Genomic DNA, 15,486 nt, shown 5'->3' with positions numbered 1-15,486 from the left:
AGTCGTGAACTTTGAACTGGATCTACGCTCGCCCACTCGCGGCGGCGTGATCGCTGGAGGCAGGAATGAAGGTTGGTGTATCGATCCTCGGGATCTTCGTGGCGGATACGGCCTATCTGGCTCGACGCATGCCGGTTGTCGGCGAGACGATCACCGGCAGTGGTTTCTCGGTCGGGCCGGGCGGCAAGGGCTCGAACCAGGCGGTTGCCGCTGCGCGCGCCGGCAGCCCGGTGTCGTTCATATCGAAGATCGGCCGCGACACCTTCGGCGACATGGCGCTTCGCACCTATGCCGAGGCGGGCGTGACACCAAAGATCGTCCAGATGGACGACCTGCCGACGGGTGCCGCTTTCATCTATGTCAACGACCAGAACGGCGAAAACGCCATCATCGTCTATCCCGGTGCTGCCGGTTCGATCGGCATCGACGACGTCGAGGCGGCACGGGAGACGATCGAGCAATCGCGCATCTTCGTCACCCAGCTCGAGCAGCCGGCAGCTGCCGCGCAGCGCGCGTTGGAGATTGCCCGTGCGGCCGGCGTCACTACGGTGTTCAACCCGGCGCCGGCAGAACCTTTCCCGGACGCGATCTATCCGCTGTGCGATTACATCGTGCCGAACGAGACCGAGGCGGCGGCGCTGGTCGGGTTTGAGCTTGCCACCGCCGACGATGCGCGGCGGGCCGGAGACGCGTTATTGAAAAAGGGCGCTTGCACCGCCTTGATCACGCTCGGCGCAAGGGGCGTACTCCTGCACAATGCCAGCCAGTCGGTCGTCATTCCGGCCATGGCAAGCGGCCCCGTCATCGATACGACCGGAGCGGGCGATGCCTTCGTCGGCGGGTTTTCCGCGGCACTGGCGCAGGGCCTGGCGCCGGTCGAGGCGGCGCGTTTCGGCTGCGCCACGGCTGGGATCTCCGTCACCCGCCGCGGTACGGCACCGGCGATGCCGACGCGTGCCGAGATCGAGGTGCTGCTTGCACAGGGAGCGGCGGCCTGATCGAGGGCCGCATGTCTGGACGCGCTGTCCCGGCGCGTTCTTGGCCGTCGAAAACGTCGCTCGCCCTAAGACGGGCGGATGCCTGCGCCTGACTGCGTCTGAAGGTTCAGCGGTCGGCAGAGAGTGGAAGCCGGGACTTTGCGTCTCGGCGGCTCCGTCCGGCCGGTCGCGATCGTTCCGGTCGGAAATGGCCGAGGGCGTTTGCGCCCCCGGCCGTCATCGATCAGGCCTTGGCCGCGTGGGCGGCAGCCAGGAAAGCCAGCTTGGCCGGCAGTTCAAGATGCTTGGAGAGTGCTACGCGCTCAGGCGTGTAATGATGCTCGACGTCGAGGCAGTTGACGGTTCCAAGCAGCACGCCGCCGACGACCACGGGGATGTTGACGACCGAACCACAGCCGAGCGCCCAGATGGTCTCATGGTCGCCGAAAACCTTGGAGATGTCGACGATGGTGTTGGCCACGAACGTCTTGTGTTCCTTGTGCACGATGTCGAACCAGCTGTCGTAGCGGATCGGCTTGGTGCCGGAGGTCGGGTATTCCTCAGGATGCGAGGTATAGGCGCGGCGGGCGACTTCGTTGACCATGTCGACGGTCATCGTCGTGAAGAGCTTGGCGCCGATCACCTGGCGGCAAAGCGTCTGAAGCGCGCCCAAGATGGCGTCCGCGTCGGTTTCCCTTGCAATCGCCGCGTCGAAGTCAGCCAACGCGGCAGCGATCTGTTCACTGTTCATCATATGTCCTTGGAATGTTGATTAATTCGCGTGCGCTGCGCTGATCTGCATCAGTTCGCGCGAATAGGGGTCCTTGAGGTCGCCGCGCTTGAGGTCGGCCACATCGGCCACCTCGACGATGCGGCCCTGGCGCATCACCGCCAGGCGGTCGCAAAGGAAGGAGACGACCGGAAGGTTGTGCGTGACCATCAGGAATGTCAGGTTCTGCTCCTGCCGCAAACGCTTCAACAGGTTCAGGATTTCAGCCTGCACCGACACGTCGAGCGCCGAGGTCGGTTCGTCGAGCAGCAGCACCTTCGGCTTCAGCATCAGGGCGCGGGCGATGGCGACACGTTGGCGCTGGCCGCCGGAGAGCTGATGCGGAAAGCGGAAACGGAACTTCCGGTCGAGGCCGACGGAGGACATCACCTCTTCGATGCGGGCGCTGCGATCGCCGATGCCGTGGATCGTCAGGGCTTCGCCGAGCGTCGCATCGACGGTCTTGCGCGGATGCAGCGAGCCATAGGGATCCTGGAAGACCATCTGGCACTGGCGGGAGAAGGCGCGGTCGATGCCGTGGCTTCGCGGCTTGCCGAAGACGTTGATTTCTCCGCTCCACTCAGGCGCAAGGCCGGCGATCGCCTTCAGTACGGTGGACTTGCCCGAGCCGCTTTCGCCGACCAGCGCAAAGCTCTCGCCATCGGCGATCTCGAGATTGACGTCGTGCGTGATGTGCGCTTCGCCGTAGAAGATATCGAGGTTTTTCAGGGAAAGCGCCGTCATTTCTTTGCCCATGCGCTGCGGTCGAGCACGGGAAGCTCGGTCCGGGTTTCGTCGAGACGCGGGATCGATGCGATGAGGCCGCGGGTATAGGGGTGCTTGGCGTTCATCAGTTCGCCCGCCTGGCACTCTTCCACCACTTCGCCGGTGTTCATAACGAGGATACGGTCGCAGTAGCTGGAGACAAGATTGAGGTCGTGGCTGATGAAGATCAGGCCCATGCCCTTGCGCTTGACCAGTTCGTCGATGATGTCGAGAACCTGGGCCTGCACCGAGACGTCGAGGGCTGAGGTCGGCTCGTCGGCGATCAGAAGGTCGGGTTCGGGGATCAGCATCATCGCGATCATCACGCGCTGGCCCATGCCGCCGGAAACTTCGTGCGGATAGAGCTTGGCGACCCGTTCCGGATCGGCGATGCGAACCGATTCCAGCATGGTCAGCACGCGGTTGTTCACCTCGCGACGCGGCAGGCGCTGATGCGTCAGAAGCGCCTCGGCGATCTGTTCGCCGATGGTCATGACCGGGTTCAGCGAGAACTTCGGGTCCTGCATCACCATGGAAATGCGGGCGCCACGGATCGGGCGCATCTGGCGCTCGGAGCGCGTCAGCAGATCGATGCCGTCGAAGGTCAGCTTGTCGGCCGTCACCTTGCCCGGCGCACGCACCAGTTTCAGGATCGAGCGGCCGGTCATCGATTTGCCAGAACCGCTTTCACCGACGATGCCCAGGCGTTCGCGGCCGAGGGTGAACGAGAGGCCGCGAACGACCTCCAGATCGCCGCGCGGTGTCGGGAAGGTGACGCGCAGGTTTTCGATTTCGAGAAGCGGCTTCATCAGCGTTGCTCCCCGCTCTTCGGATCGAGCACGTCGCGCAGGCCGTCGCCGAGGAAGCAGAATCCGAGGCTGACGAGAATGATCGCGAAACCCGGCATCGTCGCCACCCACCATTGGTCGAGAATGAAGGAGCGGCCGCGCGAGATCATCGCGCCCCACTCGGGAAGCGGCGGCTGGGCGCCAAGGCCGATGAAGCCGAGGCCGGCCGCCGTCAGGATGATGCCGGCCATGTCGAGCGTGACGCGCACGATCATCGAGGATGTGCAGAGCGGCAGCACGTGACCGAGATTGACCCGAAGGCTCGACGCCCCGAGCAGGCGCACGGCCGAGATGAACTCCGAGTTCTTGAAGGTCATCGTCTCGGCGCGGGCGACGCGGGCGTAGCCGGGCCAGGATGTAATGGCGATAGCGATGATCGCGTTCTCGATGCCCGGCCCAAGCGCTGCGACAAAGGCAAGCGCCAGGATGAGCTTGGGCAGCGACAGGAAAATGTCGGTGATGCCCATGAGAATGCGGTCGACCCAGCCGCCGAAATAGCCCGCGGCAACGCCGATGACGAGACCTGCGGGCGCCGCAAGCACGGCAACCAGCGTGACGATTGCCAGCGTGATGCGTGCGCCGTAGACGACGCGCGACCAGATATCGCGGCCGAGTTCATCGGTCCCCATCCAGTGTGCGGCACTCGGCGGCAGCAGGCGTTCGCCTAGCGACTGGCGCAACGGGTCATGCGTGGCAATCCAGGGTGCGAAAAGGGCAGTCAATACGAGCACCAGGATGATGATCGCGCCGACCACGGCGAGCGGATTGTGCATCAGCGCGCCGAAGATCCGGTAGATGCGGCCGAGGCGCGCTTGCATCGGCGAGGCGGGGCTGTCGTCGATCAGCCAGTCGCGAAGTGTTGTCATGTCCGCTTCTCCCTAGCGCGCACGTGGATCGAGCACGCGATAGAGCACGTCCGATATCTTGTTGATGCCGATGAAGACCGCGCCGATCACCAGCGTAGATCCGAGGACGGCCGCCATGTCGGCGTTGAGCAGGGCGACGGTCAGGTAATTGCCGATGCCCGGCCACGAAAAGATCGTCTCGATCATCACCGAGCCTTCGAGCAGGCCGGCATAGGAAAGACCGATGACAGTGATCAGCGGCACGCGGATCGGGCGGAAGGCATGGCGCCATATGACCAGCCGCTCCGGCACACCCTTGACGCGCGCGGTGGTCACATATTCCTGGCTCAGCTGGTCGAGCATGAAGGAGCGTGTCATGCGGGCGATATAGGCAAGCGAGAAAAAGCCGAGGCAGGACGCCGGCAGGATCAGGTGCCAGACCGCGTTGCGGAAGATCTCCCAGTCGCCGGCAATGATGCTGTCGACGAGGATAAGCCCTGTGATCGGGCTGACGACGCCGTCGTAGAAGATATCTACACGGCCTGGGCCGCCAACCCATTTCAGCTTGGCATAGAAGACCGCAAGGCCGACGAGACCGAGCCAGAAGGCCGGAACGGAGTATCCGAGCAAGCCGATCACGCGGATGGCCTGGTCGAGCCAGGAGCCGCGGCGGCTCGCGGCGATCACGCCGAGCGGCACGCCGATGAGAACGCCGAGAATGATGCCGAGCGTCGCCATCTCCAGCGTTGCCGGGAAGACGCGGGCGAGGTCCTCGATCACGGGTTTGCCTGTGGACACGGCCGTACCGAAGTTGCCTGTCACCACGTCGCCGACATAGCTGACGAATTGGGCGGCGAGCGGACGGTCAAGACCCATTTCCTCGCGGACGCGCTCATAGACGGCGACGGGCGCCCGGTCGCCGACAACGGCGAGCACCGGGTCGATCGGCACGATGCGGCCGATGAAGAAGGTGATTGCAAGCAGGCCTATGAAGGTCACGCAGAGTGTGACGAGAAAGCCCAGAGCCGAGAAAAGGCGCCGTCTGCCTGGGCTTTGCGCCCCGGCGCGGCGCGTCGGCGCGGGCGCCGTAGTCGAATTGTTGTTTGCCACGTGGCGATTCCATCCCTCGTTCGCTTGGCTTCGCGGCTGTCGATAGCGCAAGAATTCGCTTGGAGTATATAAATAAGTTTGCTTAAATCAAAAAAATTTTACTGGGTAGGAGAATCCATCGTGACCGTGCCATCTGAGGATGCAGACACCGCATCCGGCCGATCTGCGGGCGCAGGTCAGCCGCGGATCGGCGCGCTCATTCGTGCGCGGCGGCGGCAGATGCATATGACGTTGCAGGCGCTGAGCGATGCGGCCGGCGTCTCGGTCGGCTATCTCAGCCAGATCGAACGCGACCTCGCCATGCCCTCGCTCGGCACGCTCGCCCAGATCGCCCAGGGGCTGAACGCCGAGCTCAATCACTTCATCCTGGCGCCGGCGATCGATACCGGCCTGTCGCGCGCCAGCGAACGCATGGTCTTTTCCGTCGGTGGATCGCCGGTCGCATACGAGCGCATCGGCGCCGATTTTGCCGGCAACCAGCTGTCGAGCTTCGTCATCACCATTCCAGCCGGACATCGCTCCGAAGTGTTCAGCCACGAAGGCGAGGAACTGGTCTACGTGCTCGAGGGCGAAATCCTGTTCGGCCTCGACGATGACGAGACGACACTTACACCCGGCGACGGCCTGCATTTTCGCGGCATCCAGCCCCATTACTGGTGGAACAGGACGGATGCACCCGTCCGGCTGATCTGGACCGGCACCCTGCCGCTGTTCCGCTCGCGCACAACCTTGCCCAACGAGACCGGCGCGCCTCAGGCAGTCCCCAAGCCGGCGACGACAACAAAAACCAAACCTCATCGAAAATAGGAGAGCAATGATGAGAATGTTCACGGCCGCGGTTTTCGCGGCGTCCCTGATGCTGAGCGTATCGCCGGCAGCCCTGGCGGAGACCCCTGCCGAAGTGCTGGTGGTTGCCCAGAATATCGACGATATCGTCAGCATCGACCCGGCCGAAGCTTATGAGTTTTCGTCCGGCGAATACGTGACGCAGACCTATGACCGCCTCGTACAGTACGATGCACCCGACGTTTTGAAGCTTGCGCCTGGTCTTGCCAGCGAATGGACCGCCGACGATGCGGCAAAGACGATCACCTTCACCCTGCGTGACGGCGTCACCTTCTCGTCCGGAAACCCGCTGCGCGGCGAAGACGTCGTCTATTCGTTCAAGCGCGTCGTCGTGCTCAACAAGGCGCCCGCCTTCATCCTGACGCAGCTCGGCTGGACGCCCGAAAACATCGACAAGATGGTGACCGCCGACGGCAACAAGGTCACGATCAAATATGAAGGCGACTTCTCGTCCGCCTTCGTTCTCAACGTGCTCGCCGCCCGTCCGGCCTCGGTCGTCGACGCGGAAGCCGTCAAGGCGAACGAAGCAGACGGCGACTACGGAAATACATGGCTGAAGGCGAACTCGGCCGGTTCTGGCCCCTTCGTGCTGAAGGCCTTCCGCGCCGGCGAACTTCTGAACCTGCAGGCCAACCCGAACTACTTCGGTGGCGCTCCGGCCATCAAGGGCGTGATCATCCGTCACGTCGCAGAAGCGGCAACACAGCAGCTGATGCTTGAAACCGGCGACGTCGACATGGCGAAGAACCTGACGCCGGACCAGATGGCAAGCGTTTCGGCCAAGGGCGGCATGAAGGTTGAGTCCTATCCGCAGGCAGCCGTTCACTTCCTGTCGTTCAACCAGAAGGCCGCAGCCCTGCAGCCGCCGGCCGTCTGGGAAGCCGCGCGCTACCTCGTCAACTACAAGGGCATGACCGACAGTTTCCTGAAGGGGCAGATGGACGTCCATCAGGCCTTCTGGCCTAAGGGCTTCCCGGGCTCGCTCGACGAGACGCCGTACACCTACGATGTCGAAAAGGCGAAGAAGATCCTCGCAGACGCCGGTATCAAGACGCCGATCAAGGTGACGCTCGACGTCATCAACTCGACGCCGTTCACCGACATGGCGCAATCGCTGCAGGCTTCGTTCGGCGAAGCCGGCATCACCTTCGACATCATCCCGGGGACCGGCAGCCAGGTCATCACCAAGTATCGTGCTCGTACCCACGAAGCCATGCTGCTCTACTGGGGCCCCGACTTCATGGACCCGCATTCGAACGCCAAGGCGTTTGCCTATAACGAGGACAATGCGGACGACAAGTACCAGTCGACGACCACGTGGCGTAACGGCTGGGCCGTTCCGGCCGAGCTCAACGAAGAAACGAAGGCTGCGCTGAAGGAAGCCGATCCGGCCAAGCGTTCGGCGCTCTACGTCGACCTGCAGCGCAAGGTGCAGGAAAAGTCGCCGATCGTGATCATGTTCCAGGCCGCGACCCAGGTTGCGATGAAGGACAAGGTCGAAGGCTACGTCAACGGCGCCACCTCGGACTTCGTCTTCTACCGCCTCGTGAAGAAGAACTGATTTCTCCGCGCTCACTTGCGCTGGCGACTGAGCGCGGACATATCAGCACCGTGGGCCACAGGTGGCCCGCGGTGTCACAGACGATAGGGTTCAGCCAAGTGACTGAGCCCGAAACCGCGCATATTGGAGAAGGCGAGTAAAATGGCAGACGTGAAGGTAAGGACGCGAGAAACGGGTGCCACGGCCGTGGTCGGCAAAACCGGCTTCCCGCACGTGACGTCGGTCACAGGCGGCGAACTCGATATCGTTACCGCGCCGTCTCAAGCCGGTTATGGGCCGCTCGATCTGCTCTACGCTTCGCTTGCCAGTTGCCTCGTCCTCAGCGCGCGCATTGCCGCGAGCCGCTTCGGCGTGCTCGACCGGCTGATCGAACTCAGCGCCAAGGTCACGGGCGAGAAGGCGCATGACGAACCGTCGCGCATCGCCAAATTCGATATCCTTTTCGACATCAAGGGCGACTTCGACGACGCGACCCGGCACGCGATTGCCGAGGCGGCCGAAAACGAAATCTGCACCGTCAGCAATACCCTGCGCGGCAACCCGGAATTCGTGACCCGATACGCCGACTGACACCCGCCGTGCGGGCGGCCCGACTGGCTCGGGCCACCGACCGCGTCAATCGATGAACGGCGCCAACTCCGGATCGAATTCGACTTCGACCACATTGTTGAACAGTGCGGTTGCAACCATGATCCCGGCAAATGCCACCAGGTTGACGAGAGCCGCGTTGTCGTAGCGCGCCTTCAGCCCATCCCAGATTTCCGCCGGAACGGCGTTGGAATTGGCGACGATCGCCCGGCCGAAGTCGATCAGCCGCTGTTCGTCGGCGGTCGGCACGACCGCATGGAAGTCGACGCCGGAATTGGCGAAGGCGCGGCGGAAGAACCCCATCGCGATCGGCGACTGCATGGCTTCCGAAATTGCGTGCGACAAAAGCCAGATGGCCCGGTCGTCGAGAGCCGGCCGCAACTCTTCCCTCAACGTGAACCACTCGGCATAGATCCGGTGCGCCACCGGCGAATGCAGCAGCGTGCGCTTCATGTTGGTCATCCGGCCACGCACGCGCACCTCCTCGTCATGGGCGTCACGGATGGTCTGCGATGCGGTATCGTAGTCGATCTGGGGAATGTGGCTCACGGTCTTGCCTGTCTGGCGCGGTCTGGGCGCGCGCTTGCGGGTGGGAACTAAACGGTGCTGAGCAGAATGCTCGTCTCGCTGTTGGATACGCCTTCGACGTCGCGCACCTCGCGCAGGATCCGGTCGAAATCGCTGAGGCTGTTGGCGCGGATTTCGGCAACCAGATCCCAGCCACCATTGGTCGTATGCAGGGCGTAAAGCTCGGGCAACCCGCGCAAATACTTGATGACCTTGGTGGTGTTGCGGCCGCTGACCTCGATCATCATGATCGCCCGGATGGCGCGATCGTCATAATCCTGCCGCACGCGCAGCGTGAAGCCGAGCACGGCGCCGCTTTCCAGCAACCTGTCAATGCGTGTCTGCACCGTCGCCCTCGAAATGCCCAGCACCGTTGCAATCTTGGAGTAGGGCGCGCGGCCGTCTTCTCGCAGGAGCGAAATCAGCTGGTGATCGAGGTCATCGAAGATATGCATGAATTCTGCATAACTCGATTGTGCAATTTGCTCAATAATAGTTTTGTTTTTGCGCAGGTTTAAAATTTCAACTCGCTTCTTGCATGCCTACGCTGACTTCATCAAATTTCGCGATGGAGTTGGAATCGTGGTTCAGTATGTCGGTGTCGGCAACGTAATCGAGCTGGTCAAATCGACCGGCATTGAAACGTTCCTGTTGGGTCTTGCGGAATATATCGAAGACGATTTCCGCAGGTGGAACGCGTTCGAGAAAACCCCGCGGCTTGCGAGCCATTCGAAGACGGGGGTCATCGAACTGATGCCGACGTCGGATGGAGAGCACTACGGCTTCAAATACGTCAACGGCCACCCGACGAACCCGAACGTCGGCCTGCAAACGGTGACAGCGTTTGGCGTTCTGTCGGATGTCAGCACGGGCTATCCCTGCCTCGTGTCCGAGATGACGATCATGACCGGCCTGCGCACGGCGGCAACCTCGGCGCTGGCCGCCAAGTATCTTGCCCGTCCCGACGCTCGTTCGATGGCGATCATCGGCCTCGGTGCGCAGTCCGAATTCCAGGCCCTAGCATTCCGGGCGCTGCTCGGGATCAAGCGCCTGCAGGTCTTCGACATCGACGGCGAAGCAGCGGACAAGTTCCTGAAGAACCTCGCCGACATGGATTTCGAGATCGTCGTCGCCAAGACCGCCGAAGAGGCTGTTGCCGGAGCCGATATCATCACGACTGTGACGGCCGACAAGCGCAATGCGACGATCCTTTCCGACAACATGGTCGGCGCCGGCGTGCACATCAACGCTGTCGGTGGCGATTGCCCCGGCAAGACCGAACTGCAGGGCGATATCCTGCGCCGCGCGGACGTTTTCGTCGAATATCCGGAGCAGACCCGCATCGAAGGCGAGATCCAGCAGATGGCGCCGGATTTCCCGGTCACCGAGCTCTGGCAGGTGATCACCGGGGATGCCGAAGGCCGCCGCAGCAACGCTCAGATCACCATCTTCGATTCCGTTGGCTTTGCCACGGAGGATTTTTCGGCGCTGCGCTTCCTGCGCGACAAGATCCAGGGCACCGCTTTCTACACCGAGCTCGACCTGACGACGCAGCCGGAGCACCCGCGTGACCTCTACGGTCTGTTCCGGCAGCAGCCGGCGGCCCCTGCCGAGCGGAGCGCTGCATAACATGAAGAGACTATCCGTACAGGCGCCGAAGGGCGTCGTGATGATCCGTCCGCATCATTTCGGCCCGAACCCGATGACGGCCAAGGATAACGCGTTCCAATCGACCGACGAGGCACGCAAGCCCTCGGCGATCGCGACGGCCGCCTTCGATGAAGTGACGCGCATGGCCGATGGCCTGTCGGCCGCCGGTGTCGCCGTTCACATGTTCGAGGACGAAACGGTCACGCGCCCGGACTCGGTGTTTCCGAACAATTGGTTCTCCACCCATTCGGGCGGCCATGTGGCGATCTATCCTATGTATTCGGAAAGCCGCCAGAGCGAACGCCGCGCCGACATCGTCGAGATGCTGAAGTCAGAGTACCGCGTCCAGGACGTGATCGATTATTCCGGCCTTGAAAAGGACGGCGTCTATCTCGAAGGCACCGGCGCCATGGTGCTCGACCATATCGGTCGCGTCGCCTATGCCGCGCGCTCGAACCGCACCAACGAGGTGGCGCTGGAGCGCTTCTGCACCCACTTCAATTTCGAGCCGATGGTGTTCGGCGCAGTCGACCGCAATGGCAATTCGATCTACCATACCAATGTGCTGATGTGCATCGGCACGGATTTCGCGCTGATCGGCACCAGCATGATCCCCGATGTCGCGCGTCGGCAGGAAATCTGCGCGCGACTGGAGGAAACGGGCCGTCAGGTCATCGACCTCACGATCGATCAGATCGAGAATTTCGCCGGCAACGCGATCGAACTCGATGGGGCCGACGGGCGGGTGGTCGCGATGTCGGCGCGCGCGCTCGCATCGCTGCGTGCGGACCAGATCAAGGCGCTCGAGGCTTCGGCCCGCGTGCTCGCCTTCGACGTGCCGACCATCGAGCTTGCCGGCGGCTCCGTGCGCTGCATGCTCGCGGGCGTTCATTTGTCGCGTAGAGAACCGGCCGGTACGCAAAAGCTTTACGCCGTCCCATCCGATCGATAGAAGCACCTCATCCAAGCCAAAGGTACTACAAATGTCGCAAGCACGCCCCGTCTACAATTTCAACAACATCATCGTGCGTACCCCCTCGACCACCGTCGTCAACGGCCTGCGTGCCGATGATCGTGGCAATCCGACCTATGAGGGCGTGAAGGCCGAGCACGATACCTACATCGCTGCGATGAAGGATGCGGGCGTCAAGGTCACCGTTCTTCCGGCGCTCGAAGCCTTCCCGGATTCGATCTTCGTCGAAGATCCGGCGCTGGTCTTCACCGAAGGCGCGATCCTGCTGCGTCCGGGTGCGGCCACGCGCGTCAAGGAGACGATCGAGATCGAGCCGACGCTTCGTGCGATGTTCGAGACCGTTCTCGATCTGCCGGGCACCGGCCTTGCCGACGGCGGCGACGTGCTGACGACCCGCGAAAGCGTGATGATCGGCCTTTCGGCCCGTACCGACAAGGTCGGCGCCGAAGCGCTGCAGGCCTGCCTCGACAAGCTCGGCCGCAAGAGCGAGATCGTCTCCACCCCTGAAGGCGTGCTGCATTTCAAGACCGATTGCTCGCTTCTCGACGAAGAGACCGTGCTGTCGACTGCGCGCCTTGCGAAGTCCGGCGTGTTCGACCGCTTCAAGCAGGTCATCATTCCCGAGGGCGAAGAGCCGGCGGCCAATGCACTGCGCGTCAACGACGTCGTCATGGTCGGCTCGGACTTCCCGCGCACCATCGAGATGCTCGACAAGCTCGGCTACAAGGTCGTGCCGATGAAGACCACTGAAATCGGCAAGATCGACGCGGGCCTGTCCTGCATGTCGCTGCGCTGGTTCAGCAACACGCTCTGATCCAGATACACATTCGCGGAGGAATTATCATGAGAACGTTGAAGTCGGCCCTGTTTGCAGGGATCGCCCTTTCGATGGCGGCAAGCGCTGCTTTCGCCGAGGACACCCTGCGCCTGGGCATGACGCCCGAGCCCTACATGCCGTTCACGCAGGTCAATGCCGGCGGCGAATGGGAAGGCCTCGAGGCCGACCTTTCCCGCGCGCTCTGCGAGAAGATGGCGGTCAAGTGCGACATCAACCAGATGGCATGGGATGGTCTCATCCCGTCGCTGAAGGAAAACAAGGTCGATTTCATCATCGGTGCGTTCTCGATCACCGATGAGCGGCGCAAGGTCGTCGACTTCTCGACGCCTTACTACACCGAAGGCACGTCCTTCGTCGGCGCCAAGTCCGACACCAGCGAGATCAAGACGGTCGACGCTGCCGACGGCACCGGCCAGATCATCGATCCGGCGAGTGTCGAGGGCAAGATCATCGGCGTGCAGACCTCGAGCGTGCAGTCCGCCTACGTCGCCAAGTACCTGCCGGGCGCCGAAGCCAAGAGCTACGACACTGCCGACAACTCGGTGGCCGATCTCGTCGCCGGCCGCGTCGACTACGTCCTGATCCCCGACCTCTATATCCAGACGTTCCTTAAGTCGCCTGACGGCGCCGACTACGAAGTCAAGGTCGAGGTTCCGAAGAACGCCGTTCTCGGCGAAGGTGTGGCCTATGCCGTGCGCAAGGGTGACGCTGCGACGCTCGAGAAGGTCAATGCCGGTCTTGCCGCCCTCGAAAAGGACGGACAGGTCAAGACCCTCGTCGACAAGTGGATCTTCGGCCAGAAGTAACTGATCTTACCGAGGGCGTCGGGCCTGGTCCCTTCGCCCTCGTTTGCCGAACGGACCGTAGCGTCCGGGCATCATCGCAGCCCTTGGCTGACGACACCAATCGGGAACAGGTAGCGACGGATGGAGTATTACTGGCAATTGCTTGCCTGGGGCGGCGAAGGCTGGGGCGACGATTTCGCCTGGGGCCTGGTGATGACGCTGCAGGTCTCCGTGGTCGCCTATGCGGTTGCGATCGTCTTCGGGCTATTGGGCGCTGCAGGAAAGCTTTCTAAGCACCGCTTGCCGCGGCTGATCGCCGATATCTACACCACCGTCGTGCGCTCGCTTCCCGAGCTCCTGGTCATCCTTCTTCTCTATTTCTCGGTGGCAAGCGGCGCCGAGCGGCTGCTGAAGCATTTCGGCCTTGTCGCCGAGACCTTCCAGTTCAGCTCCTTCTGGGCCGCCATCATCGCGCTCGCCTTCGTCTCCGGCGCCTTCATGACGGAAGTGCTGCGCTCGGCCTTTCTCGCGGTTCCGCCCGGCCAGATCGAGGCCGCCGTCTCGATCGGCATGCGACCGCGCAAGGTCTTCACCCGCATCGTGCTGCCGCAGATGATGCGCCATGCGGTGCCGGGCATGGGTAATCTCTGGCTGTCGATCACCAAGGAAAGCGCCATCATCAGCGTGCTCGGCTCGTTCAGCGAGTTGCTCTACACCGGCTACCGCGCCGCCGCCGGCACCAAGCAATACATCTTCTTCTACGGGCTGACGGCCGTCTTGTTCCTCATGATCACGCTCGTTTCCGTTCTGGTGATCGCCCAGATCGAACGCCGCCTGAACCGGGGGCATCATTGATGGAAACGATCACCAACGTCATCGGCTTCCTGCCGGCGCTGATCAAGGCGACGCCGCTCACGCTGCTCCTGACGGCCGTTGCCGGTATTTTCGGCCTGGTCATCGGCACGCTTGTCGCGCTCGCCCGGCTTTCGACCCGGCGCATGCTTTCGATGCCGGCCTATGTCTTCACCTTTGCGTTTCGCGGCACGCCGCTGCTGGTGCAGATCTACCTTGTCTATTACGGTCTCGGGCAGGTGCTGCCGGGAACCTGGGTTCGCCACAGCTTCCTGTGGCCCTATCTTCGCGACGGTCTCTGGTACGCGATCTTCGCGCTCAGCCTCAACCAAGCGGCCTATAATGCAGAAGTCATCCGTGGCGCGATCAAGGCGATCCCGCGCGGGCAGATCGAGGCGGCCAAATCGATCGGCATGCGCTCGTCGATGATCCTTCGGCGCATCACGCTGCCGCAGGCGCTGCGCTCCTGCCTGCCGGTTCTGACGGGCGACCTGATCATCCTTTTGAAGACGACGTCGCTCGCCTCGACGATCACCATTCTTGAGGTGATGGGCACGGCGCGCATGCTGCAGCGCCAGTCGCTGTTGATCTTCGAACCGCTGATTGCGGCCGGCATCATCTATTTCACCGTCGTCTTCATCCTGACGCGGGTCATGAACGTCGTCGAGAAGCGGCTGACCCGCTACCGCACGGCGAAGGCATAAGCACAAGGCGCAGCTTGCGCCACAGGAGGAACGACGATGGTCGCAACCGCGCTGTCCGTGAACAACATCCACAAGAGCTTCGGCTCGGTCGAGGTGCTGAAGGGCGTTTCGTTCGAAGCGAAATCCGGCGACGTCATCTCGCTGATCGGCAGCAGTGGCTCGGGCAAGAGCACGCTTCTGCGCTGCATCAACTATCTGGAGACGCCGGACGAGGGCGAGATCACGGTGTCGGGCGAAGTGATCCGGACGGTGAAGGGCAAGGACGGCAAGCTCGTGGCGGCCGACAAGCGCCAGCTCGAACATATCCGCACCCGCCTCGGCATGGTGTTCCAGAGCTTCAATCTCTGGTCCCACAAGACCATTCTCGAAAACATCATCGAAGGGCCGATGCATGTGCTCGGCATGACGCGCAAGGACGCCATCGGCGAAGCTGAAGTGCTGATGGAGAAGGTCGGCATCACGCCGAAACGCGACCACTACCCTAACCAGCTCTCCGGCGGCCAGCAGCAGCGCGCGGCGATCGCACGCGCCCTGGCGATGAAACCCGATGTCATGCTCTTCGACGAGCCGACTTCGGCGCTCGATCCGGAACTCGTCAACGAGGTGCTGCTGGTGATCAAGAAGCTGGCGGAGGAGGGGCGCACCATGGTGATGGTGACGCACGAAATGTCGCTGGCGCGCGACATCTCCAGCGAAGTCATCTTCCTGCACAAGGGGCTCGTCGAGGAACGCGGCGCCCCGTCGCAGGTGATGCGTGACCCGAAATCGGCGCGCCTGCGCCAGTTCCTGCAGATGGCCTGAGGAGAGA

The 15,486-nt window shown here is 62.6% G+C and carries 18 protein-coding genes; 11 read left to right on the top strand and 7 right to left on the bottom strand.

From position 1 onward, the window contains the following. The first annotated feature begins 65 nt into the window (after positions 1 to 65). Positions 66 to 998, top strand: coding sequence for a ribokinase (rbsK, locus tag RTP54_RS15640; RefSeq protein ID WP_312363972.1), 933 nt, complete (start codon positions 66 to 68; stop codon positions 996 to 998). Between the two features lie 223 nt (positions 999 to 1,221). Here the strand turns inward: rbsK and RTP54_RS15635 are convergent, their stop codons facing one another. The 5 genes from RTP54_RS15635 to RTP54_RS15615 are packed head-to-tail and all read right to left on the bottom strand — an operon-like array spanning position 1,222 to position 5,314. Beyond that, positions 1,222 to 1,728, bottom strand: a complete 507-nt coding sequence (locus RTP54_RS15635) for a GAF domain-containing protein (RefSeq protein WP_112809697.1) — start codon at positions 1,726 to 1,728, stop codon at positions 1,222 to 1,224. 21 nt (positions 1,729 to 1,749) lie between these two features. Next, on the bottom strand, positions 1,750 to 2,490 hold the full coding sequence (locus RTP54_RS15630) for an ABC transporter ATP-binding protein (RefSeq protein ID WP_112815305.1): 741 nt from the start codon (positions 2,488 to 2,490) through the stop codon (positions 1,750 to 1,752). Then, the gene (locus tag RTP54_RS15625) at positions 2,487 to 3,320 is read right to left on the bottom strand and encodes an ABC transporter ATP-binding protein (protein ID WP_312363969.1); all 834 of its coding nucleotides are present in this window, start codon (positions 3,318 to 3,320) and stop codon (positions 2,487 to 2,489) included. The genes RTP54_RS15630 and RTP54_RS15625 overlap by 4 nt, the downstream gene beginning before the upstream one ends. Continuing rightward, a complete protein-coding gene (locus RTP54_RS15620) occupies positions 3,320 to 4,225 on the bottom strand; it encodes an ABC transporter permease (protein ID WP_112809577.1) in 906 nt (301 codons plus the stop codon). The genes RTP54_RS15625 and RTP54_RS15620 overlap by 1 nt, the downstream gene beginning before the upstream one ends. A 12-nt stretch (positions 4,226 to 4,237) precedes the next feature. Further along, positions 4,238 to 5,314, bottom strand: a complete 1,077-nt coding sequence (locus RTP54_RS15615) for an ABC transporter permease (RefSeq protein WP_112809576.1) — start codon at positions 5,312 to 5,314, stop codon at positions 4,238 to 4,240. Positions 5,315 to 5,434: 120 nt separating this feature from the next. On the opposite strand from RTP54_RS15615, the gene RTP54_RS15610 reads away from it, so the two are divergent. From RTP54_RS15610 to RTP54_RS15600, 3 genes are all read left to right on the top strand, one after another. Further along, a complete protein-coding gene (locus RTP54_RS15610; RefSeq protein WP_312363966.1) occupies positions 5,435 to 6,121 on the top strand; it encodes an XRE family transcriptional regulator in 687 nt (228 codons plus the stop codon). A 7-nt stretch (positions 6,122 to 6,128) separates the two neighbouring features. Continuing rightward, positions 6,129 to 7,721: an ABC transporter substrate-binding protein gene (locus RTP54_RS15605; RefSeq protein WP_409517139.1), complete on the top strand. Its 1,593-nt coding sequence runs from the start codon at positions 6,129 to 6,131 to the stop codon at positions 7,719 to 7,721. Between the two features lie 141 nt (positions 7,722 to 7,862). Continuing rightward, entirely contained in the window at positions 7,863 to 8,291 is a 429-nt protein-coding gene (locus RTP54_RS15600; RefSeq protein ID WP_312363962.1) for an OsmC family protein, read from the top strand. A 45-nt stretch (positions 8,292 to 8,336) separates the two neighbouring features. On the opposite strand, the gene RTP54_RS15595 is transcribed toward RTP54_RS15600, so the two are convergent. Beyond that, positions 8,337 to 8,858 (bottom strand): hypothetical protein, encoded by a 522-nt coding sequence (locus RTP54_RS15595; RefSeq protein ID WP_112809573.1) that lies wholly within the window; start codon positions 8,856 to 8,858, stop codon positions 8,337 to 8,339. Between the two features lie 47 nt (positions 8,859 to 8,905). Further along, positions 8,906 to 9,331, bottom strand: a complete 426-nt coding sequence (locus RTP54_RS15590) for an Lrp/AsnC family transcriptional regulator (protein ID WP_065778353.1) — start codon at positions 9,329 to 9,331, stop codon at positions 8,906 to 8,908. 124 nt (positions 9,332 to 9,455) lie between these two features. Here RTP54_RS15590 and RTP54_RS15585 point away from each other — a divergent pair, with 124 nt between their 5' ends. From RTP54_RS15585 to RTP54_RS15555, 7 genes are all read left to right on the top strand, one after another. Beyond that, the gene (locus tag RTP54_RS15585; protein WP_409517152.1) at positions 9,456 to 10,505 is read left to right on the top strand and encodes an ornithine cyclodeaminase; all 1,050 of its coding nucleotides are present in this window, start codon (positions 9,456 to 9,458) and stop codon (positions 10,503 to 10,505) included. Between the two features lies 1 nt (position 10,506). Beyond that, positions 10,507 to 11,478: a citrulline utilization hydrolase CtlX gene (gene ctlX / locus RTP54_RS15580; RefSeq protein ID WP_312363951.1), complete on the top strand. Its 972-nt coding sequence runs from the start codon at positions 10,507 to 10,509 to the stop codon at positions 11,476 to 11,478. Positions 11,479 to 11,509: 31 nt separating this feature from the next. Beyond that, complete coding sequence (locus tag RTP54_RS15575) at positions 11,510 to 12,313, top strand: dimethylarginine dimethylaminohydrolase family protein (protein ID WP_112809571.1); 804 nt, start codon at positions 11,510 to 11,512, stop codon at positions 12,311 to 12,313. Positions 12,314 to 12,342: 29 nt separating this feature from the next. Further along, the gene (locus RTP54_RS15570; RefSeq protein ID WP_112815245.1) at positions 12,343 to 13,143 is read left to right on the top strand and encodes a transporter substrate-binding domain-containing protein; all 801 of its coding nucleotides are present in this window, start codon (positions 12,343 to 12,345) and stop codon (positions 13,141 to 13,143) included. Between the two features lie 120 nt (positions 13,144 to 13,263). Further along, positions 13,264 to 13,977, top strand: a complete 714-nt coding sequence (locus RTP54_RS15565; RefSeq protein ID WP_112809569.1) for an ABC transporter permease — start codon at positions 13,264 to 13,266, stop codon at positions 13,975 to 13,977. Next, the gene (locus tag RTP54_RS15560) at positions 13,977 to 14,678 is read left to right on the top strand and encodes an ABC transporter permease (protein ID WP_112815243.1); all 702 of its coding nucleotides are present in this window, start codon (positions 13,977 to 13,979) and stop codon (positions 14,676 to 14,678) included. The genes RTP54_RS15565 and RTP54_RS15560 overlap by 1 nt, the downstream gene beginning before the upstream one ends. Before the next feature lie 36 nt (positions 14,679 to 14,714). Continuing rightward, positions 14,715 to 15,479 carry an ABC transporter ATP-binding protein gene (locus RTP54_RS15555; protein WP_112809567.1) on the top strand — a complete coding sequence of 255 codons (765 nt, stop codon included), beginning with the start codon at positions 14,715 to 14,717 and terminating at the stop codon, positions 15,477 to 15,479. Positions 15,480 to 15,486: the final 7 nt, after the last annotated feature.

It is taken from the genome of Ensifer sp. (assembly GCF_031989085.1).
Lineage (GTDB): Bacteria > Pseudomonadota > Alphaproteobacteria > Rhizobiales > Rhizobiaceae > Ensifer.
Note: the sequence above shows the minus strand (reverse complement) of the source record. Positions and strands in the feature narration are given on the sequence as shown.